The following is a 22,463-nucleotide window of genomic DNA, read 5'->3' as shown; positions in this document are numbered from 1 at the left end:
GTTGCGCTGTCCCTTCTGCGCCCATGAGGACAGTCAGGTAAAAGACAGTCGGCCGACGGAGGATGGTGCCGCCATCCGCCGTCGCCGCCAGTGCGAAGCGTGCGCCGCGCGCTTCACGACCTTCGAACGCATCCAGCTACGCGACATCTGGGTGGTCAAGAGCGAGGGGCGCAAGGAAGCGTTCGAACGCGACAAGCTGGCCCGCTCCATCGGCATCGCGTGCAGCAAGCGGCCGATCGATCCCAGCCGCATCGAAAAGCTGATTTCGGGCATCCAGCGCCAGCTGGAAACCAGCGGCGACACCGAAGTCCCCGCCCGCGCCATCGGCGAACTGGTGATGGAAGGCCTCAAACGCCTCGACAGCGTCGCCTATATCCGCTTCGCCAGCGTCTATAAGGACTTCACGGACGCAAAGGATTTCGAGGAATTCGCGAGTACTGTGAAGGAAGTGGGCGGGTAAGTTCTGAATATATAAGCCCCCATCCGTTCAGCCTGAGCGAAGTCGAAGGCCCGGACCGAGCGTAGCGAGGTAATGACGCAAGATGGCCTTCTACAGCTATATCCTCAGATGCGCAGACGGCTCTTACTACACAGGCCATACAGATGACCTCGAAGCCCGCTTTGCGGCACATCAGTCGGGCATAATCAAGGGTTACACCTCTGAGCGCCGACCTTTAGAGCTGATGTGGTCGGCGGAGTTCGGAACGCGCGCCGAGGCAATGGAAAGCGAATTTCAGATCAAGGGCTGGTCGCGCAAGAAGAAGGAAGCGCTGATTGCCGGGAACTGGCAAAAGCTTAAAGATGCTGCCATTTCCCACACTTCGCCTTCGCTCAGGGCGAACGGAAGAAGATGCCTTTCAAAAAAGTGATAAAATGAACACCCCCACCCCTCCCCCCGTCATCGTCCTCGTCCGCCCCCAACTGGGCGAGAATATCGGCAAGGCCGCGCGCGCCATGCTCAATTTCGGGCTGACCGAAATGCGGCTCGTCTCCCCGCGCGACGGCTGGCCCAATCCCGACGCAGGCCCATCCGCAGCTGGCGCGGACTTCATTCTGGATCAGGCGCAGGTCTACGAAACCCTGGCCGAAGCCGTAGCCGACTGCGCCCATGTCTACGCCACCACCGTCCGCAAACGTGGCGTGACCAAGCCGGTGGTAACGCCGGAGGAAGCGGCGCGCGAAATCCATGCTGCCCAAGGGCGCTGCGCCTATGTGTTCGGGCCGGAACGGGCGGGGCTGGAAACCGAAGATGTCTCGGTCGCGCGCAAGATTTTGACCGTGCCGATCAACCCGGAATTCGGCTCGCTCAATCTGGCGCAGGCGGTCATCCTGTGCGCCTATGAATGGTCCAAGCAAGCAAACCTGTCGCAACCGACCCTGACCGACCTTGGCGAACCCGCGCCGCAGGAGGAGTTGGAGGGGATGATCGTCCAGTTTTCCGACCTGCTGGAAAAGGTCGGCTATTTCTTCCCGCCCGACCGTGCGGTCGCGACCCGGCTGACGCTGCGCAACCTGCTGACCAAGCCGGGCTGGAACCATCTGGAAGTGCGCACCCTGCGCGGCGTGCTATCGCACATCAACCGCCCGCGCGAACGCTAATCCCGCGTCCGGTCGAACTCCGCCATTTCATAAGCGATCGACGCTTCGACCAGCTCTTCCCACATACCCGCGATCAGATCGCACGGCACGCCCAGCGCTTCGGCTTCCGCGCAGGCATTGGCGATGACTTGCGCCTTGCGGGCTTCGTCACGCACGGCGCTGCGGTCCGGCTTAATCCGGGCGGCGGCGCGCATATGGGCAAAGCGCTGGGCCAGCAGGGCAACGATCTGCCGGTCGAGATTATCGACACCGGCGCGCACCTGCGTCATGGTGGAATAGCTTTCGGGATTCATGCGCTGTGGACTAAGCCGCCGCAGCGCGCCTGTCGAGACTTGACTCGCCGCCCCCTTCTGTTCATAGGCGCGCCTTCGCAATTGGTCCCGCATCCCGGTGAAGCGGTGGCCCTGCCCCTGAGTGCCAAGGCGCAATATGGACGTAGGCGATACCGGGAATAACATTCACCCTCCCCGAAAAGTGGGAACCGGTTTTCGGATCAGGGGGGTGAACAAACGTTGTTAGCTATTGTAAGGAAATACCATGACGAAGCGCACCAGCGCCAAGTATAAGCTCGACCGTCGTATGGGCGAGAATATCTGGGGCCGTCCCAAATCGCCTGTCAACAAGCGCGAATATGGTCCGGGGCAACACGGCCAGCGCCGCAAGGGCAAGGTTTCAGATTACGGCATCCAGCTGCGCGCCAAGCAGAAGCTGAAGGGCTATTACGGCGACATCACCGAAAAGCAGTTCAAGAAGAACTATTTCGAAGCCAGCCGCATGAAGGGCGATACCGGCCAGAACCTGATCGGCCTGCTCGAACGCCGCCTGGACGCCGTCGTCTATCGCGCCAAGTTCGCGCCGACCATCTTCTCGTCGCGCCAGATCGTTTCGCACGGCCACATCTATGTGAACGGCGTGAAGTGCAACATTGCCTCGCGTCTGGTAAAGCCGGGCGACGAAATCACCTTGGGCAAGAAGGCGCAGGAAATGGCGCTGGTGATGGAAGCACAGGCTTTGGCCGAGCGTGACATCCCCGATTATGTCGCACCCGATGGCGCGACCAAGGTTACCTATGTCCGCGTTCCCACGCTGGACGAAGTGCCTTACCCGGTGAAGATGGAACCCAATCTGGTCGTCGAATTCTATTCGCGCTAATTGCTTTCCACCGAAAGTTTCGAAAAAGGGCGGCCCCGCAAGGAGCCGCCCTTTTTCATATGGGAATCACTCCACCCGGTCGCGCAGTTCCAGCGCGCGCGCGAACACCGCGTCGAACATCTCGTCCGTCAGCCGCCCGACATTCTGGTTATAGCGCGACGGGTGATAGCTATCGACCAGCATCCGCCCGTCCGGCACCCGATGTTCGGCCAGATGGGCAAAGCGCGCCTTGGGCAGCCTGCCGCCCAATATCTTGACCGCCGACTGATGCGCGACTTCGCCCAGTGCAATGAAGGTGCGCGCACGGGGCAATGCCGCCGCGCCCTGCGCCAGGAATGGGCGACACGCATGGACTTCCGCCGGAACAGGCTTGTTCTGCGGCGGCAGGCACCGCACCGCGTTCAGGATGACGACATCCTTCAACATCACGCCATCATCGACGCTGCCGGTATAATCCCCCTCGACCAGCCCGAATCTGGCCAGCGTTGCAAATAGCAACGCCCCCGACTGGTCCCCGGTAAAGGGCCGCCCGGTGCGGTTCGCGCCTGCCTTGCCCGGTGCCAGCCCGATGATGGCGATGCGCGCCTGTGGATCGCCAAAGGCCGGGACCGGCGCATTCCACCAGTCGGGATGTTCGGCGCGACATTCCTGTCGCAACGAAACGAGGCGGGGACAGAGCGGGCAGTCATGCGGCGGCTCTGTTTGTGGGATGGGGCTTTGCAGGATCACGCGCAGCAGATAGGCGAGCGATGATGCCCGACACAAGAACCCATATCTATGCGCTTGCCCTTGGGTCGAACCGCCCCCTGTCGGCGCAACGCTCCCCGGCACGCTTGCTGGACGAAGCCGTCGTCCGCATCGGGAAAGTCGCAACGATAATGCGTGTCTCCCCGACCATCGAAACTGCGCCGATCGGCCCGTCGCGGCGCCGCTTCGCCAATGGCGCGCTGCTGGTCGAAAGCGCGCTGGCGCCGCGCGCCATGCTGACCGCGCTTCAGGCGATCGAACGCGATCTTGGGCGCAAACGCTTCCGGCGCTGGGGCGCGCGCAGCGTCGATATCGACATCATCCTATGGTCGGGCGGCTGCTTTTCCAGCCGGACGCTGACCATCCCCCATGTCGAATTTCGCAGGCGTGCCTTCGTGCTGACGCCGTTGCGGGCCATTGCGCCGGGCTGGCGCGACCCGCGCACCGGCCTTGCCATCCGCCACCTTGCCTTTCGTCTTGGAAAAGCTGCTTCAAAAGGTTGACCGGCGCGCCTGCCGCCTCTAGTGGGTGCCGACCGCAGATCGGGGCATGACCTAGATCGCGATAGATGGAATGGGTAGGGGCTCGTAGCTCAGTCGGTAGAGCAACGGACTTTTAATCTGTAGGTCCCGGGTTCGAATCCCGGCGAGCCCACCACTTCCTTATCCCACAGGCAATAATGATCGTGCCGCGACCGCGACCATGCTGCCGTCGGGCAAGTGAAAGTCGCACGCCTCGTCCGCGCCGTTCAGGCACAGCGTCAACCCGCTGCCGGGGAAATGCAGCGCCAGACGGCGGCGGGACGGGTCTTCCCATTGCCCGACCGTCAGCGGCGCGCCGGCTTCATCCAGCCACGCGACATCCATGTCCGTCAGGAACCGCGTATCGCGCAGACAGGCATGGCGCGCGCGCAGTTGCGCCAAAGCAAAGGCATGGGCCTCCACTTCCCCGTCGCGCCCATCCCAATCGACCCAGCTGATCGCATTATCCTGCGCATAGGCATTGTTGTTACCCTGCTGGCTGCGGCCAAATTCGTCGCCCGCGCACAGCATGATCGTGTCGCGTGAGCAGAATAATGTCGACAGCAATGCCTTGACGTCATGGCGGCGCGCTGCGCCGATGGCCGGGTCGTCGGTCGGCCCCTCGGTACCGTTATTCCAGCTCAGATTTTCGCCATGGCCATCGCGCCCCTGTTCCCCATTGGCGATATTGTGCCGCTGTTCGTAGGCGGTCAGGTCCGCCAGCGTGAAACCGTCATGCGCCGCCAGGAAATTGATGCTGCGGGTCGCGATGCCGTCGAACAGGTCCGCCGATCCGGTCAGCCGCGTCGCAAACGCCCCCAGCATCCCGGCATCCCCCCGCCAGAAGCGCCGCATGTCGTCGCGATAGCGGTCGTTCCATTCCAGCCAGCCGGGGAAGCGCCCCAGTTGATAGCCCCCCGGCCCGATGTCCCACGGCTCGGCGATCATCACCCGATCGGCCAGCACGGGGTCGGCTCGCATCTCCTGCAACAATGGCGCGTTCGGATCATAGCCATCGTCCATCCGCCCCAGCGCCGGGCCAAGGTCGAAACGAAACCCGTCTATCCCCGCGACCTCCACGAAGTGGCGCAGCGATTGCAGGATCATGCGGCGCACCACCGGCGCATTGCAGGCGATGCTGTTGCCCGTGCCAGTATCGTTGATCAGTCGCCCGTCGGGCGCATGGCGAAAATAACCCCGCGCATCCAGACCGCGCAGCGACAGCGTGGGGCCAAGCACGTCGCTTTCGCCATCATGATTATAGACCATGTCGAGCATGACGCCGATCCCCGCATCATGCAGCGCCGCCACCGTATCGCGCAATTCCGCCATGCCGCCGGGGGCAAGGCGCGGGTCCAGCGCGAACCAGTTGACTGGATTATAGCCCCAATAGTTGGTCAGCCCCAACGGTCCCAGATGCCGCTCGTCGATCCAGGCGTTGATTGGCATCAGTTCGATGGCGGACACATGCAACCGCTTGAGGTGCGCGATCACGGCGGGATGGGCCAGCGCGGCGATGGTGCCGCGCTGCTGCGGCGGCACGTCGGGATGCGCCATGGTAAAGCCGCGCACATGGAGTTCGTATATCAGGCCGCCGGGGGTGAAACAGGGCGCTGTCGGGGATGGCGTCGCGAGCGGCGCCGTCACCACTCCCTTGGGCATCAGCCGCGCGGTGTCGCCCCCTGCCCCACGCGGCGCGGCAAGAGCCGGGTCGTAGACGAACGCCCGGTCGATCGCCTGCGCATAGGGATCGAGCAGCAGCTTGTCGGGATCGAACCACAGGCCCGCCGCCGGATCATAAGGCCCATCGGCCCGCACGCCATAACGCGCGCCTGCGCCAACGCCGGTCGCTTCGACATGCCAGTTGCCCGTCGTATCGCGCAACATCGGCAGGCGCGTTTCACGGTCCGCCACATCGAACAGGCACAGCCACAATTGATCGGCATCGGGCGACCATATGGAAAAATGCGCACCCGCCTGCGTCAGGACCGGCGCGGCACCGCCGCGGCTCACGCCGCCTCCGCCAGCAGCGTGCGGTAGAGCGCGGCATAGCGGGCGGCGCTGTGGTCCCATGATACGTCGGCGCGCATCCCGGCACGCTGGATCGCCTGCCATTGCGCCTTGTCGCCATGCAATTGCACCGCCCGCCCGATCGCTCCGTGCAGCGCCAGCGTGTCGGACGGGGCAAAGATGATGCCCGTCGCCGCGCCTGCGCCCAGCGCCGCTTCATTGGCGTCGATCACTGTATCGGCCAGCCCGCCGACCCGCGCCACGACCGGCACGCAGCCATAGCGCAGCGCATAAAGTTGGGTCAGGCCGCATGGTTCGAAGCGCGACGGGATCAGGATCGCGTCGCCACCCGCCTGCATCAGGTGAGATAGCGGTTCGTCATAGCCGATCTGCACGCCGATCCGCCCGCGATGGCGGTCCGCCGCGCCCAGAAACGCGCCTTCCAGTGGATGGTCGCCCGATCCCAGCACCGCCAGCTTGCCGCCCAGCCCGACCAGATGCTCGATCGTGTCGATCATCAGGTCCATACCCTTTTGCCAGGTCAGGCGGCTGACGATGATGAACAAAGGCGCGCCGTCATGGTCCAGTCCAAAGCGGCTTTCCAGCGCGCGCCGGTTGGCACCGCGTCCGGCCAGCGCCCGCCCGCTGTAACGCCGGGCGATCAGCGGGTCGTCGGCGGGGTTCCACACATCGGTATCGACGCCATTCAATATGCCATGCAGCCGGTCGATCCGCCCGTTGATCAGGCCGTCCAGACCCATGCCGTGGACCGGCGAGCGGATTTCCTGCGCATAGCTGGGGCTGACGGTCGTGATCGCCTGCGCCGATACAAGTCCTGCCTTGAGATAGCCGACGCCCTGATAATATTCGACGCCATCGACGCCCCAGGCTTCGGGCGGCAGGCCCAGCGCTCCGAATATTTCCGCCCCATAGCGCCCCTGAAACGCGAGATTGTGGATGGTCACGACTCTAGGCACGGCATGAGCGGGACCAAAGCGCATATAGGCCGCAGTCAGCGCCGCCTGCCAGTCATGGACATGGACGATGTCCGGCCGCCAGCCCTTCACTCCGTCGGCCGCAATGTCCGCCCCTACCTGCGACAGCGCCGCGAAGCGCCGCCAGTTGTCGATCCATTCCCGGCCCGCCGCATCGCCATAAGGACCGCCTTCCCGCGCGAAGAAATCCGGCGCATCCAGCACCAGCAGATCCAGGTCGCCGACCTTGGCCGACAGTAAAGTAGCCGCTGCGCCGAACAGCGTGTCGTAACGGCGCACCACCTTCGCCTTGCCCAGTTGGGACAGGACGGCGGGATAGCCCGGCACAAATGTGCGCGTCGCGACACCATGTGCCGCCAGAGCGCCGGGTAGCGCGCCCGTGACGTCGGCCAATCCGCCGGTCTTAACCAGCGGATAAAGTTCGGATGCGACCGACAGAAGTTTCATCGGGATGGCCATGGATGCGTCAAATCGCCAATCGTTCGATCATGGGCTGCGTCACCAGGCATATGCCGCTGTCGGTGCGGCGGAACCGGCGGGCGTCCTGTTCGGGGTTTTCGCCGATGATCAGGCCGGGGGGGATGATGATCCCTGAATCCAGCACGCATTTATGCAGGCGCGCGCCCCGCCCGATTTCGCAATCGGGCATGATGACGCTGTCGGTGACGGACGAGAAGCTGTGCGTCTTGACCCCGGAAAAAAGCAGGCTGCGATGGAGCGAGGAACCCGACACGATGCAGCCGCCCGCGACCAGCGACGATGTCGCCGAACCACGCCGCCCCTCTTCATTATGCACGAATTTGGCAGGCGGCGTGACTTCGGAATAGGTCCAGAGTGGCCAGCTGCGGTCGTAAAGGTCGAGCGAGGGGACGACATCGGTCAGGTCGATGCTCGCCTGCCAATAGGCGTCGATCGTGCCAACGTCGCGCCAATAAGGCTCCAGTTCGCTTTCGGCGCGCACGCAGCTGCTGGAAAAGCGATGCGCGACCGCTTTGCCATGTTTGACGATATAGGGGATGATATCGCCGCCGAAATCGCGCTTGCTGGCGGGGTCGGCGGCATCGCGCTGCAACTGTTCGATCAGGAATTTGGTGCGGAACACATAAATGCCCATCGACGCCAGCGCCATGTCGGGCTGTCCGGGGATGGCAGGCGGGTTTTTGGGCTTTTCGATGAACGCGGTGATGATGTCCTTTTCATCGACATGCATCACGCCGAAACCCGACGCTTCCTTGCGCGGCACTTCCAGACAGCCGACCGTGACGTCCGCGCCGCTATCGACATGCTGCTGGAGCATGAGTTCATAGTCCATTTTATAGACATGATCGCCCGCCAGCAGCACCATATATTCCGGCGCATAGCTTTCGATGATGTCGATATTCTGGAACACGGCGTCCGCCGTCCCTTCATACCACTGGCTTTCCGACACCCGCTGGCTGGCGGGCAGGATGTCGAAACTTTCGTTGCGTTCGGGGCGCAGGAAATTCCAGCCGCGTTGCAGATGCCGGATCAGCGAGTGCGCCTTATATTGCGTCGCCACGCCGATCCGCCGGATGCCGCTGTTGAGCGCATTGGACAGGGCAAAGTCGATGATCCGCGCCTTGCCGCCGAAATGGACGGCAGGCTTGGCGCGCTTGTCGGTCAGTTCGGCAAGCCGGCTGCCACGCCCTCCGGCCAGCACATAGGCCATGGCGTCGCGTGCGATCGGCTGATTCCTTGGTTGCATTCTGGGCCTCTCCTCAATGTCCGCCCGTGATCGCCTGCACGCGCCCATCGGCTATTCAATAATCCAGTTCCAGCATTAACGTTGCAAAGGGCGGGATAGTTATATTGGCCCATCCTTCTTCATCTGCCTCCACAAAGCCCATATTGCCCGCGCCGCTGCCGCCATAATCGGCCGCATCGCTGTTCAATATCTCGCGCCAGCGCCCGCCCGATGGCAATCGCATCCGGTAGCCATGGCGCAGGATCGGCGTGAAATGGCTGATGACGACGATCGGCCGCGCACCGGGCGCGCGCCGTTGCCAGGCGAAAAGGGAATCGGCGGCGGCATCGACCAGCACCCATTCGAACCCCTCCGGCTCGCAATCGCGGGCGTGGAGCGCCGGGCGCGCGGCATAGAGGCGGTTGAGGTCGCCGACCAGTTGCTGCACGCCGCTATGGGGCGCATGATCGAGCAGGTGCCAGTCGAGCGCCCGTTCCTCGCTCCATTCGCCGCGCTGGGCAAATTCCTGCCCCATGAACAGCAGTTTCTTGCCCGGATAGCCCCACATCAGGCCATAATAGGCCCGCAGCGTCGCGAATTTCTGCCAGTCGTCGCCCGGCATCTTGTGCAGCAGCGACGCCTTGCCATGCACCACTTCGTCATGGCTCAACGCCAGCACGAAATTTTCGGTGAAGGCATACATCAGGCCGAAGGTGATGTCGTCATGATGGTGGACGCGATGCACCGGATCGCGCGCCAGATAGCGCAGCGTATCGTGCATGAAGCCCATATTCCATTTGAACCCGAAGCCCAGGCCACCAGCGTCCACCGGTTTCGACACGCCGGGCCAGCTGGTCGATTCCTCCGCGATGGTCATCACCCCTGCATGGGTGCCGTATAGCAATGTGTTGAGTTGCTGAAGGAAGCCGACCGCTTCCACATTTTCGCGCCCGCCATGGTCGTTGGGTATCCATTCCCCCGGATTGCGTGAATAATCGAGGTAGAGCATCGATGCGACCGCATCGACCCGCAACCCGTCGACATGGTAGCGTTCGGCCCAGAACAGCGCATTGTTGACCAGGAATTGCGCCACTTCGCGCCGCCCGAAATTATAGATGGCGGTGTTCCAGTCGGGATGGAATCCCTTGCGCGGATCGGCATGTTCATACAGCGCCGTGCCATCGAAATAGGCCAGCCCATGGGCATCGGTCGGGAAATGGGCCGGCACCCAGTCGAGGATGACGCCAATGCCGGCACGATGCGCGCCATCGACGAAGCGCGCAAACCCGGCCGGATCGCCAAAGCGCGCGGTCGGCGCGTAAAGCCCCAGCGTCTGATAGCCCCAGCTTGGGTCATAGGGATATTCGCTGATCGGCAGAAATTCGATATGGGTAAAGCCCATGCCCACGACATAGGGGATCAGCCGGTTGGCCAGTTCGTCCCATGACAGGAAATCATCCCTGTCGTCGCGCTGCCACGACCCGGCATGGACTTCGTAGATGGACACAGGTTCGCGCCGGGCATCCGCCTTTTCCCAATGCGCCTTGTGCCGGGCGTCGCCCCATTTGTGGTCGAGCGGCGGCGCGACGATGGATGCCGTCGACGGGCGCAGTTGCGATTGAAAGGCGAAGGGATCAGCCTTGAGCGCAAGCACCACGCCGTCCGCGCCCATAATCTCATATTTATAGGCCGCCCCCGCTACGACGCCGGGCAGGAAAATTTCCCACACGCCCGCATCGGCCCGGTGACGCATGGGCGCGCGGCGGCCATCCCATTGGTTGAAGTCGCCCACCACCGACACACGCAGCGCATTGGGCGCCCACACCGCGAAATGGGTGCCGTCCGTGCCTTCATGGCGCATGATATGCGCGCCCAGCTTGTCGAACAGGCGGCCATGCGACCCTTCGGCCAGATAATGGTCGTCCATCGGACCCAGCACGGGACCAAAGCCATAGGGGTCGATCGCATCATGTTCGCTGCCATCGGCATAGCGGGCGCGGTAGCGCAGCGGCTGACGCTTGCGGATCGTCACCTTGCCAAGGAATAGGCCGCCTTGATGGATCTGCGCCAGTTCGCCGACCAGCTTGCCATCCAGCGTGTGCGCCGTAACGCTCACCGCATCGGGCAAGAAAGCACAGGCCGTAAAGCCCCCCTGCCCCGAAGAAGTGCCAGCGGGATGCACGCCAAGCGTAGCGAAGGGGTCGTCCTCACGACCCTGCATCAGCCGGTCGATCTGCTCCGGCGTTGGCCCCACTCTACCCCTGTCCTCTGGTCATAGGCTTTCAGATTTTCCAGATGTCGGCCGCATATTCGCGGATGGTGCGGTCCGATGAAAACCACCCCATGCGCGCCACATTATGGATAGCTTTCTTCGCCCACAAGGCCTGATCGCTCCACAGCGTATCGACGCGGCGCTGCGCGGCGGAATAGCTGTCGAAATCGGCGGCCAGCATGAACCAGTCATGGTCGTAAATACCCTGGATCAACCCCTTGTAACGATCGGGATCGTCGGGCGAGAATACGCCGCTGGCGATGGCGTTCAATGCCTGCGACAATTCGCGGCTCTGGCCGATGACGTCGCCGGGGGTGTAGCCATTGGCGCGCCGTTCGTTCACTTCCTGCGCGGTCAGGCCGAAAATGAAGATATTCTCGTCGCCCAGATGGTCGCGCATTTCGACATTCGCGCCGTCCAGCGTGCCGATGGTCAGCGCGCCGTTGACCGCGAACTTCATGTTGCCGGTTCCGGACGCTTCCATGCCCGCGGTCGAAATCTGTTCGGACAGGTCAGCGGCGGGGATCATCACTTCGGCCATCGACACATTATAATTGGGAACGAACTGGATCTTGAGCAGCCCCTGCACCGCCGGGTCGTGATTGACCGCACGGGCGACATCGCCGGCCAGTTTGATGATCAGCTTGGCATTATGATAGCTGGGCGCAGCCTTACCCCCGAACAGCTTGACGCGCGGCACCCAATGTTTTTCAGGATGGGAACGGATCTGGTCGTACAGCGACACAGCCTCCACGATATTGAGCAATTGCCGCTTATATTCGTGGATGCGCTTGATCTGGATGTCGAACATCGCCGCCGGGTCGATGCGGGCGTTGATCCGCTGGCGCAATATGTCGGACAGGGCGACTTTGTTCGCGTGCTTTATGGCCAGGAATTTCTCCTGAAATGCGGCATCGTCGGCAAAGGGATCAAGATCGCGGAGCTTGTCCGCATCGTCCATGAACCCGTCGCCGATGGCTTCGCGGATCAGGCCGGTCAGCCCCGGATTGCACTGCATCAACCATCGGCGATAGGTAACCCCGTTGGTCTTGTTGTTGATGCGCGTGGGATAGAGTTTGTGCAGGTCGGCAAAGACCGTGACCTTCATCAGGTCGGTGTGCAGCGCCGACACGCCATTGACGCTGTGCGATCCGGTGAAGGCCAGATTGCCCATGCGCACGCGCCGTTCGCCGCCTTCGTCGATCAGCGAAATCGCGCCGATCGCCCCGTCCTCGAACTGACCAGACCGGCGCGCCTCGGCCAGCAGGCGGCTGTTGACGGCATAGACGATCTGCATGTGCCGGGGCAGCAGCCGCTCGAACAACGGCACCGGCCAGCTTTCCAGCGCTTCGGGCAGAAGGGTGTGGTTGGTGTAGCTGAAAGTGCGGCGGGTGATGTCCCATGCTTCGTCGAAATCGACGCCATGATCGTCCAGCAATATGCGCATCAATTCCGCGACCGCGACCGCCGGATGGGTATCGTTCAGCTGGATCGCGGCCTTTTCCGGCAGGGTGCGGACATTGCCGAAATATTGGATGTGGCGGCGGACGATGTCCTGCAACGATGCGGAGGAGAAGAAATATTCCTGCCGCAGCCGCAATTCCTGCCCCGCTGGCGAGGAATCGGCGGGATAGAGAACGCGGGTCAGCGATTCCGCGCGGTTGCTTTCGGACAGCGCGCCGACATGATCGCCCGCGTTGAACTTGTCGAGCAGGATCGGGTCGATCGGCTGCGCTTCCCATAGGCGCAGCGTGTTGATCCGCTTGCCGCGCCAGCCTGCGATCGGCGTGTCATAGGGGGTGGCGATGACGCGCTCGAACGGTTTCCAGTGCATCTGGTGCGGGCCTGCGTCCGCACCATCGGCGGGATCGACCAGGCCGCCAAAGCCCACTTCATAGCTGGCCTCGCGCCGCTCGAACTCCCACGGATTGCCATGGGTCAGCCAGGTTTCGGGCAATTCCACCTGCCAGCCGTCGGAAATTTCCTGCCGGAACATGCCGTTCACATAACGGATGCCATAGCCATAGGCCGGCACGTCCACCGTCGCCATGCTTTCCATGAAGCAGGCAGCCAGCCGCCCCAGCCCGCCATTGCCCAGCGCCGCGTCCGGTTCCAGCGCGGCGATGATGTCGATATCCACGCCCAGCGACGCCAGCGCCACCTGCATATCGTCGAGCATTTCCATGTTCGACGCAGCGTCGCGCATCAGGCGACCGATCAGAAACTCAAGGCTCAGATAATAGACGCGCCGCCCTTCTTCCTCATAGGTTTTCTGGGTGGAAGTGATCCAGGCGTCGATCACGCGATCGCGGATGGAAAGAATGACCGCGTGCAACCAGTCATGCGGTTTGGCAGCAGCGGCATTCTTGCCGATGCGATAGGTCAGCCGCTCGACAATCTCATGCGCCAGGACTTCGGGGTCAAACCGGCGCGGCGCGGGTTTGGGAAGTATGGTCTGGCCCTTGAGGTTCATGATGAGCGGTCCCCCTGTTCAATCACAGGGATGATGGCACAGCACCCCCGCCCCGCGCCATCGCTATTTTTGCAGTGCAGCAACAATTTTTTCGGGCGATTTCAGGGCTGCGCTTGCTCATATCGCCGGACGATGGCGTCGGCCACGCCCGCCCGCAACGCCGCGCGCACCGGATAGGCGCTCGACGGCAATAGCTGCGTCATGAAGATGCCGATCAGCCGTTCGACCGGATCGATCCAGAAATAGGTCGAAAACACCCCGCCCCAATAATATTCGCCCTGTTCCAGGTTCCCATTCTTCAATTCCATCGCGAAGCCCAGGCCAAAGCCGATGCCCTGATAATCCGCTTCACTGAACATCGCACTGGACAGGCTGGCCAGGTCGCCGCCGCCCGGCAGATGGTTGGCGTGCATCTGCGCCACGGTGTCGGCGCGCAACAGCCGCGCGCCGTCCAGTTCGCCGCCCCGCAACAGCATGGACGCAAAGCGGTGATAGTCCGCCACGCTGGACACCAGCCCGCCCCCGCCCGACAGGAAGCGTTCGGTTCGCCGCCAGCCGCTGCGCGCACCATGATCGGCGATCACGCGGCTACCCTCGTCCAGCCGCCAGGCGTCGGTCAGCCGGTCGACCTGGTCGTCACGCACGACAAATCCGCTATCGACCATCCCCAGCGGGTCGAAAATGCGGGTGCGAAAAAAGCTTTCCAGGTCCATGCCCGACAGGCGCTCAACCACCACGCCCAGCACATCGGTGGACACCGAATAATTCCAGCGTTCGCCCGGCGAAAATTCCAGCGGCAAAGTCGCCAGATCAGCGATAAACTCGTCCGACGTGCGCTTCTGCTGAAACTCGTCCAGCCCCAATTCCCGGTAACGGGCGTCGATCGCCGTCTGGCGCTGCAACCCGTAGGTCAGGCCCGACGTATGGCGCAGCAGGTCGATCATCAGCATCGGGCGGTTGACCGGCGGGCCGCCAACGCCGCCTACGCGCAGGTCGGCAAATTCGGGAATTACGTCCAAGACCGGCGTATCGAGCGCAACCTTCCCCGCCTCCACCAGCATCATGAAGGCGACCGAGGTCACTGGTTTGGTCATCGACGCGATGCGGTAGAGCGCATCCTGTGCCAACGCCTCTCCACTGTCGCGCGCCGTGCCACGCACGACCGACAACAGCGGCACTGCATCGCGCGCCACCAGCAACTGCATATGGGGCAATTTGCCGGTGGCGACATAGCTGCTGTCGATCGCGGCGACCAGCGCGTCCAGCCGGTCCGGGTTCATCCCCGCCGCCTGCGCCGCTGCCCTGTCCGTCACGCCGCTATCGTCCATTATCGCTCCGATTCCCATGTCGCGTGCAAAGCGCTAAAGCAGGCAAAGCGTCGCGTAAACAGCTTGCCGATTGCCAAGACCCCGCCCACCCCTCTATGGCAACGCGCCAAGACTTGCCCCGAACTGGACGATATACAGGCATGGCCACCGGGCTATCCGCAATCTTCATGGCCAACCGCGCGGCATTGCTGCGCTTCCTGCGCGCGCGTGGCGCGGGGGAGGATGCCGAGGATCTGTTGCAGGACATTTGGATGAAGCTGGAGGCCAAGGATCTTGGCCCGGTCGCCGATCCTGTTCCCTATCTTTACCGCATGGCCAACAATCTGATGCTGGACCGATACCGTTCCGCCACCCGGCGCGGGCGGCGCGAGCAGGATTGGGCCGAAGGCGCAGGCGGCGTGATGGCCGACCCGACCGACGACCTGCCGGTCGACGAACGGATGATCCTGAACCAGAAACTGGACGAGGCGCGCGGCGTGCTGCGCGCGCTTGGCCCGCGCGTGGAAATGGTGTTCCGCCGCTTCCGTATCGAAGGGGTCGGGCAACGGGTGATCGCCGACGAACTGGGGGTCAGCCTGACCACGGTGGAGAAAGACCTGCAAAAGGCCTATCGCGCCATGCTGACGCTCAAGCAGAAAATGGATACGGAATGAGCAGGTCGGCGGCGTCAGCCTCCATAAGGGGCAAAAAATGAACGGGGCTGGAGACATGATGAACGAGGAGGCGCTGGCGTGGGTCATCCACACGCGCGACCCGGCCTTTGCCGATTGGGAAGGCTTTACCGCCTGGCTGGAACGCGATGCCGCAAACGCAGCCGCCTATGACATGCTGATGGCGGCGGACGCGGATATGGACGCCATCATCCCGGCTGAACCTGTTGCCATGCCCATCGCCGCCAATGATGCGGGCGAACCCCGGCGCGCCGCTTGGCGCTGGATCGGTGGCGGCGCGATTGCCGCTGCGCTGGTCGCGGCAGTGTCCGTCGGGATGCTGAACCGGGCCGACATCTACACCGTCACCACCCGCCCCGGCGAAACGCGCAGCATCGCGCTGGACGATGGCACGCAGATCGACGTCAATGGCGGCACGACGATCCGGCTCGACCGCAACGACACGCGCTTTGCCGCGCTGGATGCAGGCGAAGCGGCGTTTACGGTGCGCCATGACGCCGCCAACCCGTTCCGCGTGACCGTGGGCGATGCTGTGTTCGAGGATGCCGGGACAGTGTTCAACATCGTCCATGGCACCGGCGCAACGCGCATCGGCGTGTCGGAGGGCAAGGTCATCTACAACCCGCAGGCCGAAGCAATTAGCCTGCCCGCCGGACGCGGCCTGGCCGACGATGCGCAGGGTCTGCGCGTGATGGACGTAGCGCCCGTCGCGGTCGCCAGCTGGCGGACCGGGCGGCTGGTCTATGCCAACGCCCCGGTGACACAGGTGAGCGAGGATATCGCCCGGTCGCTGGGCATCACCGTGCATTTCACGCCACAGGCCGCCACGACCCGCTTTACCGGCACGATCCGGCTGGACAAGGATGCCGCACGCTTCTTTGCCGGGGCCGCGCCGCTGATGGGACTGACTGCCGTGCGCCAGGGCAAGGACTGGCTGCTGAAGGAAGGGAATGGCCCGCAAAGCTGACCTTCTTTTCGTCGCCGCCCTGACTTTGGCCATCGCAACGCCCGCGATGGCAGTGCAGCGAGGGGCCGACAGGCAGTCCATCAGCATCGCCCCCGCACGGCTGGGCGATGCCGTGGTGGCGCTTGGCCGTCAAACCGGCGTCAGCATCGGCATGTCGGACCAGTCGCTGGCCGGGATCGCCACGCCTGCCGTGACGGGTCGCCTGTCGGTGGAAGTAGCGCTCAAACGCTTGCTGAAGGGTAGCGGCGCAACCGCGCGGCGGATCGACGCCACGACATGGCGCATCGTGCGCGCGCGCCCGGCCCGCGCGCCGGCAACATCCGCACCCGCGCCCATTGTCGCTGCGCCCTTGCCCGACCTGCCCCCGACGGAAATCGTCGTTACAGCATCCAAGCGCGACACGCCGCTGCTGCGCTATGCCGGGATGGTCGAGGCGCTGGACAATCGCGCCTTTTCCAGCGGCGAAGCATCGGGCGGCACCGCCACGCTGATCGCCCGCATCGCCAGCCTGAGTTCCACTCATGCAGGCGCAGGCCGCAACAAGCTGTTCATCCGGGCCATTGCCGACTCCGGGGTCGCCGGGCCGACGCAGGCGACCACGGGACAATATCTGGGTGACATGCGGCTGAACTATGCTGCGCCTGACCCTGACCTGAAACTCTATGATGTCGGGCGGGTCGAAGTGCTGGAGGGACCACAGGGGACGCTCTATGGCGCGGGGTCGCTGGGCGGCATCATCCGCATCATGCCCAATGCCCCCAATCTGGCCGAATTTGGCGGTCAAATGTCGGTCGGCGCGTCCGCCACCCAGCATGGCGACCCCGGCGGCGACCTGTCCGCCACGCTCAACATCCCCATCGTGGCGGAAAAGGTCGCGTTGCGCGTGGTAGGCTATGGCGTGCAGGATGGCGGCTATATCGACGACGTCAATCGCGGGCTGGACGATGTGAACCGCACCCGCATTTGGGGCGGGCGCGCGGCGTTGCGCATCGCGCCGGACGAAAACTGGACCATCGACCTCAATGGCGTGATCCAGCACATCAACGGGCGCGACGCGCAATATGCGACCGGATCGCTGGGCAGCCTCCAGCGTGCCTCCAGCGTCGCCCAACCTTTCCGTTCCGACTATCTGCTGGGCAATGTGCGGATCGAGCGGCAGTGGGACAATCTGCGCTTCGTCTCGTCCACCGGCTATGTCCGCCACGACCTGGCCGAAAGCTATGACGCGACTCAGCAAAATGGCCCGCCATCGCTGTTCCGCCAGATCAACAAGGTGGATATTTTCTCCACCGAAAACCGGCTGGTGCGCGACCTGGACAATGGGCTGGGCTGGATTTTGGGCGCGTCCTACCTGCAAAGCACGTCGAATATCCGCCGGTCGCTGACATCCTATGGCACCGCGCCGATCCAGCCGGAAATCATCCCCGGAGTGCCAAGCTATGGCCGTGGAATGCCCGCCACCGCGACGGGCGTGCGCAACAGCGTGAAGGAAGCCACGCTGTTTGGCGAAGCATCGTTCGAGCCGGTCAAAGGCCTGATCGCGACGATCGGGGGGCGATTGACCAACAGCCGACTGTCAGGCGAAGCGCTCAATCCCGTGGCGGCGCTTTCCACCGCAGAGCTGGCACGGGCGGAGGCGCAGGCGGACCGGAGCGAGACGATTTTCCTGCCGTCCGCTTCGCTGCTGACCGACGCTATTCCCGGCGTCACGCTTTATGCCCGGTTCCAGCAGGGCTTTCGTCCCGGCGGGCTGGCGGTCGATGACCAGCGCGTGCGCCGTTTCCAGAATGACCGCGTTTCCACCGTCGAGGCTGGCTTTCGCAAAGGCGTGCCGGGGCGGGACGCGATCGCCGTCAGCGCCAATATCGCCTATACCGACTGGCGCGATATTCAGGCGGACGTGACCGACCGCATCGGCCTACCCACCACCGCCAATATCGGCGACGGACGTATCTATACGGTGGAGGGGCGCATCGTCGCGCGGCCGACGCAGCGGCTGACGCTGGATGGCAGCATCATCTATAATGACAGCCGCCTGACCCAGCCTGCGCTGTTCGTAAAAGCACTGTCCTATGACGGGCGATCACTAACGCTGCCCAATGTCGCCAATCTGGGCGGGCGCGTCGCGTTCGATTATCGCGCGCCGCTGGGAGATGCGATGCAGTTGCACCTGTCCGGGTCGGCCCGCTATATCGGCAAATCGCGGCTGGGCGTCGGGCCGATCCTGGGCGGAACGCAGGGCAATTATGTCGATACCGCCCTGTCCGCCAGCGTGACGCAGGGTCCGGTGCAATATTCCCTGTCCCTGACCAACCTGCTCGACAGTGACGGCAATCGCTTCTCGCTCGGCACGCCGTTCGACCTGCGCACCGATTATTACACGCCGCTGCGCCCCCGCACGGTCAGGGTCGGCATCGACTTCGCTTTCTGAACCACCGTTCATCGCAACGGCCCACGGAAAAGCCGTTCCCGCACCGTCCCTCCCCCAATGCGCGCGCAAAGAAGCGTGGATCGCAAAGGGAGATATTATGCGACATCTACTGGCCTGTTCGGCCATCGCCCCGGTGCTGGCGGCCCTGACCCTGGCCGACGCTGCGGCGGAAACGACGATCAGCACGTCCACCACCACCGCCGTCCGATCCTCCACCGTCGCTGCCGGATCGGCCGATGACATCAACATCGCGTCCGCCGGGTCGATCACCCTGACCAGCGGCACCGCCGTAACGATGGACAGCAACAACAAGCTCACACATGTCGGCGCCATCACCATCAACGATGCGGACAATGCCACTGGCATCGCGATCGCCCCCGGCACCAGCGGCGACATCACCAGCAGCGGCACGATCACCCTGACCGAAGATTATACCGCGACGGACAGCGACAGCGACGGAGACACAGACGGCGCATTTGCCAAGGGGACAAATCGCAACGGCATCTGGCTCCAGTCGGGCGCGGCGCATGTCGGCGCGATCGACCAGAGCGGCACCATTTCGATCGAGGGGAATGTTTCGGCGGGCATCCGGCTGGACGCCGCTCTGACGGGCAATCTGTCGACCAGCGGCTCGATTTCCGTCATCGGCGACAACAGCCATGGCATCGTCGCCAACGCCGTCACCGGCAATGTGACGGTGCGCGGCGCGACATCCGTCGTTGGCGGCAACAGCATCGGCGCGGCCTTGCTGGGCGACATCAGCGGCGCGCTAAAAATTCAGGGCAGCATCGTATCGACCGGCTATCGCTCTACCACGCGCCCGGCCACCACCACGATATTGGACGCCGACGACCTGTTGCAGGGCGGATCGGCGCTGGTGATCGCGGGCAATGTAGCCGGCGGGGTGATATTGGACGTGCAGCCGACGACCAGCACCACTGATACCGATGTGGACAAGGACGGGCTGCTCGACGCCAGTGAGGGTACGGCTTCGGTCGTCACCTATGGATCGGCCGCCGCCGTGAAGATCGGATCAGCCACCACCGACACCAGCATCGGTGCCGTGGCAGCGGAAAGTTCAGGCTATGGCCTGATCATCAAGGGCGTGGTGGCGGGCTATGGCGTCTATGACGGGATCGACGCCAATGGCGTCACCATTGGCGGCCTCGGCGGCAACGTGACTATTACCAAGGGCGTGGGCATTGGCGGCAGTATCGTCGCTGTATCCTATGACAGCAGCGCCACGGCATTGCGGCTGGGATCGGGTGCCAGCACCGGAACCATCGACGTCAGCGGCACGGTCGCTGCGACCGGATCGTCCAAGACCGGCGCGGCAGCGCGTGGCATCGTCATCGATGCGGGGGCAACGGTGAACGCCATCACCGTCAGTGGCACAGTCGCCGCGTCGGCGCTCGACACGACCGATGGAACCGCCATTGCCATCCTGGATTCTTCGGGCAGCGTTTCCAGCCTGTCCAACACGGGCATCATCAGCGCTTCAGGCGGCCTGACCAACATGGCGATAGACCTGTCCGCCAACAGCAGCGGCATCACGCTGACGCAGGCGCTGGCTTCCTCCACCGCCAGCGCACCGTCAATAACCGGCGATGTCCGGCTGGGTTCGGGCAACGACGTGCTGACCGTTTCGGCGGGCAAGATTACCGGCAATGTCAGTCTGGGCGCGGGCAATGACAGCATGGCGCTGTCGGGTTCGTCCAGCCTGACCGGCGACCTGTCGTTCGGCAGCGGCACCGCCAGCCTGACGCTGGCCGATACCGCTGCCCTGACCGGCGCGGTCGATTTCGGCGGGGGCAGCGGCACGCTGACACTGGGCGGCACGTCCAGCCTGACCGGCGCGATCGGCAATAGCGGCGGCATGGCCGTGGTGCTGAACGGCGGCACGCTCAACGCGACCAACAGCGGCAGCATCGCGCTGGCATCGCTGTCGGCCAATGGCACATCGACCATCGGCGTCACCATCGACGCGGCCAATGATAGCAGCACCGTCTATGACGTGGCCGGTGCCGCCAGCTTTGCCAGCGGTTCGCAGATGAAGGTCAATCTGGCGCAGGTGAGCGGATCCGAAGGCGACTATGTCATCGTGCGGGCCGGTGCGCTGAGCGGCACGCCGACCCTGACCACCGCTACCCAATTGCCCTATATGTTCAAGGGATCGGTCAGCAGCGACAGCGCGGCAGGCACAGTCACCCTGTCGGTCGCGGCCAAAAGCGTGGCGGACCTGGGCCTGACCGGATCGGTCGCGCGGGCCTATTCGGCGATCTTCAACGCGCTGGACAATGATGCGTCGGTCGCGGCGGCCTATCTGGCCATCGGCGACGGCACGGCGCTCAACGCCAATCTGCGCCAGATGCTGCCCGACCATGCGGGCGGGACGTTCGAAGCCGTGACGGCGGGGTCGCGCGCGACCGCGCGCATCCTGTCGGACCCCAATGGCATTTATCGCACGAAGGACGGCCGCCTTGGCTTCTGGTTGCAGCAGGTCGGTTTTGGCGGGTCCAAAAGCGTGGGCAATACCGCATCCTATGACATCACTGGCTGGGGCGCGGGCGGTGGCCTCGAATATCTGAGCGATTATGGCGCGTTCGGCGGGTCGATCGCCTATATTCACGGCAGCGATTCGAGCGGCGGGTCCAACAACGCGGTGGATTCCGACCAATATGAGTTGGCCGCCCACTGGCGTGGGCAATGGGGTCCGTTACAGGCGTTCGCCCGCCTGTCCGCCGCGACGATCGGCTTCACTGGCAGCCGCCATTTCGAAAATGGCGACGTAACCCGCACCGCCAATGGCGATTGGGACGGCACGCTCTATTCCGCGACGGCGGGCGCGTCCTACCAAATGCAGGTGGGCCGGTTCAGCCTGCGCCCCGCCATCGGCATCGACTATTATCGCCTGAAGGAGGACGGCTATAGCGAAACGGGCGGCGGCGATGCGTTCAACCTGACCGTGCTGGACCGCAGCAGCGACGAAACGACGGCCAATGGCACGCTGACGGCGGGCTATGATTTCGGCGCGCTGAAACGCGAAGATGGCTGGGTCCGGGTCGAGCTGGAAGGCGGGCGTCGCCAGATTATCGGCGGTTCGCTGGGCAATACCGTCGCCAACTTCAAGGATGGCGAACAGTTCACCCTGGTCGCGGATGAACGCACCAATGGCTGGACCGGCCGCGCGCGCCTCTATGGCGGGACCGACACGTTTCGGATCGGCGGCGAATTTGGCGCGGAGGAACAACAAAATCACGTCGCCATATCATTTAGGGCGACGGTTAACTTCGTCCTGTGACGTCCTAACTGTGAATGGACGGGCCAACCCCACAGACCCTCCCGGTCCGTCCATTTCGCCCCGGCATATCGTCCCTCCCCAAAGGGCGCCGGGCATGAAAGAGGGGCGTCGCTGGTTTCCCCCGGCGGCGCCCCTTATGCGTTGTGGGGAATGGATTTCCGAGAGTGGCAGTCTGGAATCCCCCGACGTCATGCTGAATTTATTTCAGCATCCATTTCTCGTCACAAACAACTGCCTGATCTGGCAAAATGGACCCTGAATCAAGTTCAGGGTGACGATAAAGCAGAGCGC

15 protein-coding genes, 1 tRNA gene and 1 pseudogene are annotated in these 22,463 nt (G+C 63.6%); 9 read left to right on the top strand and 8 right to left on the bottom strand.

The genetic code is table 11. From position 1 onward, the window contains the following. Position 1: 1 nt before the first annotated feature. On the top strand, positions 2-460 hold the full coding sequence (gene nrdR / locus SPBM01_RS03290; RefSeq protein WP_188063990.1) for a transcriptional regulator NrdR: 459 nt from the start codon (positions 2-4) through the stop codon (positions 458-460). A gap of 82 nt (positions 461-542) precedes the next feature. Beyond that, positions 543-1,599 (top strand): annotated as a pseudogene (locus tag SPBM01_RS03280) (TrmJ/YjtD family RNA methyltransferase). Here the strand turns inward: SPBM01_RS03280 and SPBM01_RS03275 are convergent. After that, positions 1,596-1,892 (bottom strand): chorismate mutase, encoded by a 297-nt coding sequence (locus tag SPBM01_RS03275; protein WP_188063987.1) that lies wholly within the window; start codon positions 1,890-1,892, stop codon positions 1,596-1,598. The pseudogene SPBM01_RS03280 and the gene SPBM01_RS03275 sit on opposite strands and share 4 nt — an antisense overlap. A gap of 244 nt (positions 1,893-2,136) precedes the next feature. On the opposite strand from SPBM01_RS03275, the gene rpsD reads away from it, so the two are divergent. Next, a complete protein-coding gene (gene rpsD / locus SPBM01_RS03270) occupies positions 2,137-2,751 on the top strand; it encodes a 30S ribosomal protein S4 (RefSeq protein ID WP_169573330.1) in 615 nt (204 codons plus the stop codon). Positions 2,752-2,817: 66 nt separating this feature from the next. Here rpsD and SPBM01_RS03265 read toward each other — a convergent pair whose 3' ends face one another. Further along, positions 2,818-3,480 carry a uracil-DNA glycosylase gene (locus SPBM01_RS03265; RefSeq protein ID WP_188065537.1) on the bottom strand — a complete coding sequence of 221 codons (663 nt, stop codon included), beginning with the start codon at positions 3,478-3,480 and terminating at the stop codon, positions 2,818-2,820. Between the two features lie 23 nt (positions 3,481-3,503). Here SPBM01_RS03265 and folK point away from each other — a divergent pair, with 23 nt between their 5' ends. Then, the gene (gene folK, locus SPBM01_RS03260; RefSeq protein ID WP_188065536.1) at positions 3,504-4,001 is read left to right on the top strand and encodes a 2-amino-4-hydroxy-6-hydroxymethyldihydropteridine diphosphokinase; all 498 of its coding nucleotides are present in this window, start codon (positions 3,504-3,506) and stop codon (positions 3,999-4,001) included. 78 nt (positions 4,002-4,079) lie between these two features. Next, positions 4,080-4,155 (top strand) — tRNA-Lys (locus tag SPBM01_RS03255). A gap of 5 nt (positions 4,156-4,160) precedes the next feature. Here the strand turns inward: SPBM01_RS03255 and glgX are convergent. The 6 genes from glgX to SPBM01_RS03225 form a co-directional block, all read right to left on the bottom strand. After that, complete coding sequence (gene glgX, locus SPBM01_RS03250; RefSeq protein WP_188063986.1) at positions 4,161-6,032, bottom strand: glycogen debranching protein GlgX; 1,872 nt, start codon at positions 6,030-6,032, stop codon at positions 4,161-4,163. Beyond that, entirely contained in the window at positions 6,029-7,477 is a 1,449-nt protein-coding gene (gene glgA, locus SPBM01_RS03245) for a glycogen synthase GlgA (protein WP_188065535.1), read from the bottom strand. The genes glgX and glgA overlap by 4 nt, the downstream gene beginning before the upstream one ends. Positions 7,478-7,490: 13 nt before the next feature. After that, a complete protein-coding gene (gene glgC / locus SPBM01_RS03240; RefSeq protein ID WP_188063985.1) occupies positions 7,491-8,750 on the bottom strand; it encodes a glucose-1-phosphate adenylyltransferase in 1,260 nt (419 codons plus the stop codon). 55 nt (positions 8,751-8,805) lie between these two features. Next, entirely contained in the window at positions 8,806-10,983 is a 2,178-nt protein-coding gene (gene glgB / locus SPBM01_RS03235; RefSeq protein ID WP_410483023.1) for a 1,4-alpha-glucan branching protein GlgB, read from the bottom strand. 28 nt (positions 10,984-11,011) lie between these two features. Next, positions 11,012-13,474: a glycogen/starch/alpha-glucan phosphorylase gene (locus SPBM01_RS03230; RefSeq protein WP_188063984.1), complete on the bottom strand. Its 2,463-nt coding sequence runs from the start codon at positions 13,472-13,474 to the stop codon at positions 11,012-11,014. A 101-nt stretch (positions 13,475-13,575) separates the two neighbouring features. Next, a complete protein-coding gene (locus tag SPBM01_RS03225; protein ID WP_188063983.1) occupies positions 13,576-14,802 on the bottom strand; it encodes a serine hydrolase domain-containing protein in 1,227 nt (408 codons plus the stop codon). A gap of 140 nt (positions 14,803-14,942) precedes the next feature. On the opposite strand from SPBM01_RS03225, the gene SPBM01_RS03220 reads away from it, so the two are divergent. From SPBM01_RS03220 to SPBM01_RS03205, 4 genes are all read left to right on the top strand, one after another. After that, positions 14,943-15,455 (top strand): RNA polymerase sigma factor, encoded by a 513-nt coding sequence (locus SPBM01_RS03220; RefSeq protein WP_188063982.1) that lies wholly within the window; start codon positions 14,943-14,945, stop codon positions 15,453-15,455. A gap of 55 nt (positions 15,456-15,510) precedes the next feature. After that, complete coding sequence (locus SPBM01_RS03215) at positions 15,511-16,440, top strand: FecR family protein (protein ID WP_188065533.1); 930 nt, start codon at positions 15,511-15,513, stop codon at positions 16,438-16,440. Continuing rightward, the gene (locus tag SPBM01_RS03210; protein ID WP_188063981.1) at positions 16,424-18,871 is read left to right on the top strand and encodes a TonB-dependent receptor domain-containing protein; all 2,448 of its coding nucleotides are present in this window, start codon (positions 16,424-16,426) and stop codon (positions 18,869-18,871) included. Before SPBM01_RS03215 ends, SPBM01_RS03210 begins: the two co-directional genes overlap by 17 nt. A gap of 97 nt (positions 18,872-18,968) precedes the next feature. Beyond that, the gene (locus tag SPBM01_RS03205) at positions 18,969-22,172 is read left to right on the top strand and encodes an autotransporter domain-containing protein (RefSeq protein WP_188063980.1); all 3,204 of its coding nucleotides are present in this window, start codon (positions 18,969-18,971) and stop codon (positions 22,170-22,172) included. Positions 22,173-22,463: the final 291 nt, after the last annotated feature.

The organism is Sphingobium sp. KCTC 72723 (genome assembly GCF_014280435.1).
Classification (GTDB): Bacteria; Pseudomonadota; Alphaproteobacteria; order Sphingomonadales; family Sphingomonadaceae; genus Sphingobium.
The sequence above is the reverse complement of the archived record's forward strand: the minus strand, read 5'-3'. Positions and strand labels throughout refer to the sequence as shown.

Bases quoted from the DNA above. Each gene is read 5' to 3' on its own strand.
- SPBM01_RS03205 (WP_188063980.1), top strand. From the start codon at position 18,969: ATGCGACATCTACTGGCCTGTTCGGCCATCGCCCCGGTGCTGGCGGCC.
- rpsD (WP_169573330.1), top strand. From the start codon at position 2,137: ATGACGAAGCGCACCAGCGCCAAGTATAAGCTCGACCGTCGTATGGGC.
- folK (WP_188065536.1), top strand. From the start codon at position 3,504: ATGCCCGACACAAGAACCCATATCTATGCGCTTGCCCTTGGGTCGAAC.
- SPBM01_RS03275 (WP_188063987.1), bottom strand. From the start codon at position 1,892: ATGAATCCCGAAAGCTATTCCACCATGACGCAGGTGCGCGCCGGTGTC.
- SPBM01_RS03225 (WP_188063983.1), bottom strand. From the start codon at position 14,802: ATGGACGATAGCGGCGTGACGGACAGGGCAGCGGCGCAGGCGGCGGGG.
- SPBM01_RS03215 (WP_188065533.1), top strand. From the start codon at position 15,511: ATGATGAACGAGGAGGCGCTGGCGTGGGTCATCCACACGCGCGACCCG.
- SPBM01_RS03210 (WP_188063981.1), top strand. From the start codon at position 16,424: ATGGCCCGCAAAGCTGACCTTCTTTTCGTCGCCGCCCTGACTTTGGCC.
- glgC (WP_188063985.1), bottom strand. From the start codon at position 8,750: ATGCAACCAAGGAATCAGCCGATCGCACGCGACGCCATGGCCTATGTG.
- SPBM01_RS03220 (WP_188063982.1), top strand. From the start codon at position 14,943: ATGGCCACCGGGCTATCCGCAATCTTCATGGCCAACCGCGCGGCATTG.
- SPBM01_RS03230 (WP_188063984.1), bottom strand. From the start codon at position 13,474: ATGAACCTCAAGGGCCAGACCATACTTCCCAAACCCGCGCCGCGCCGG.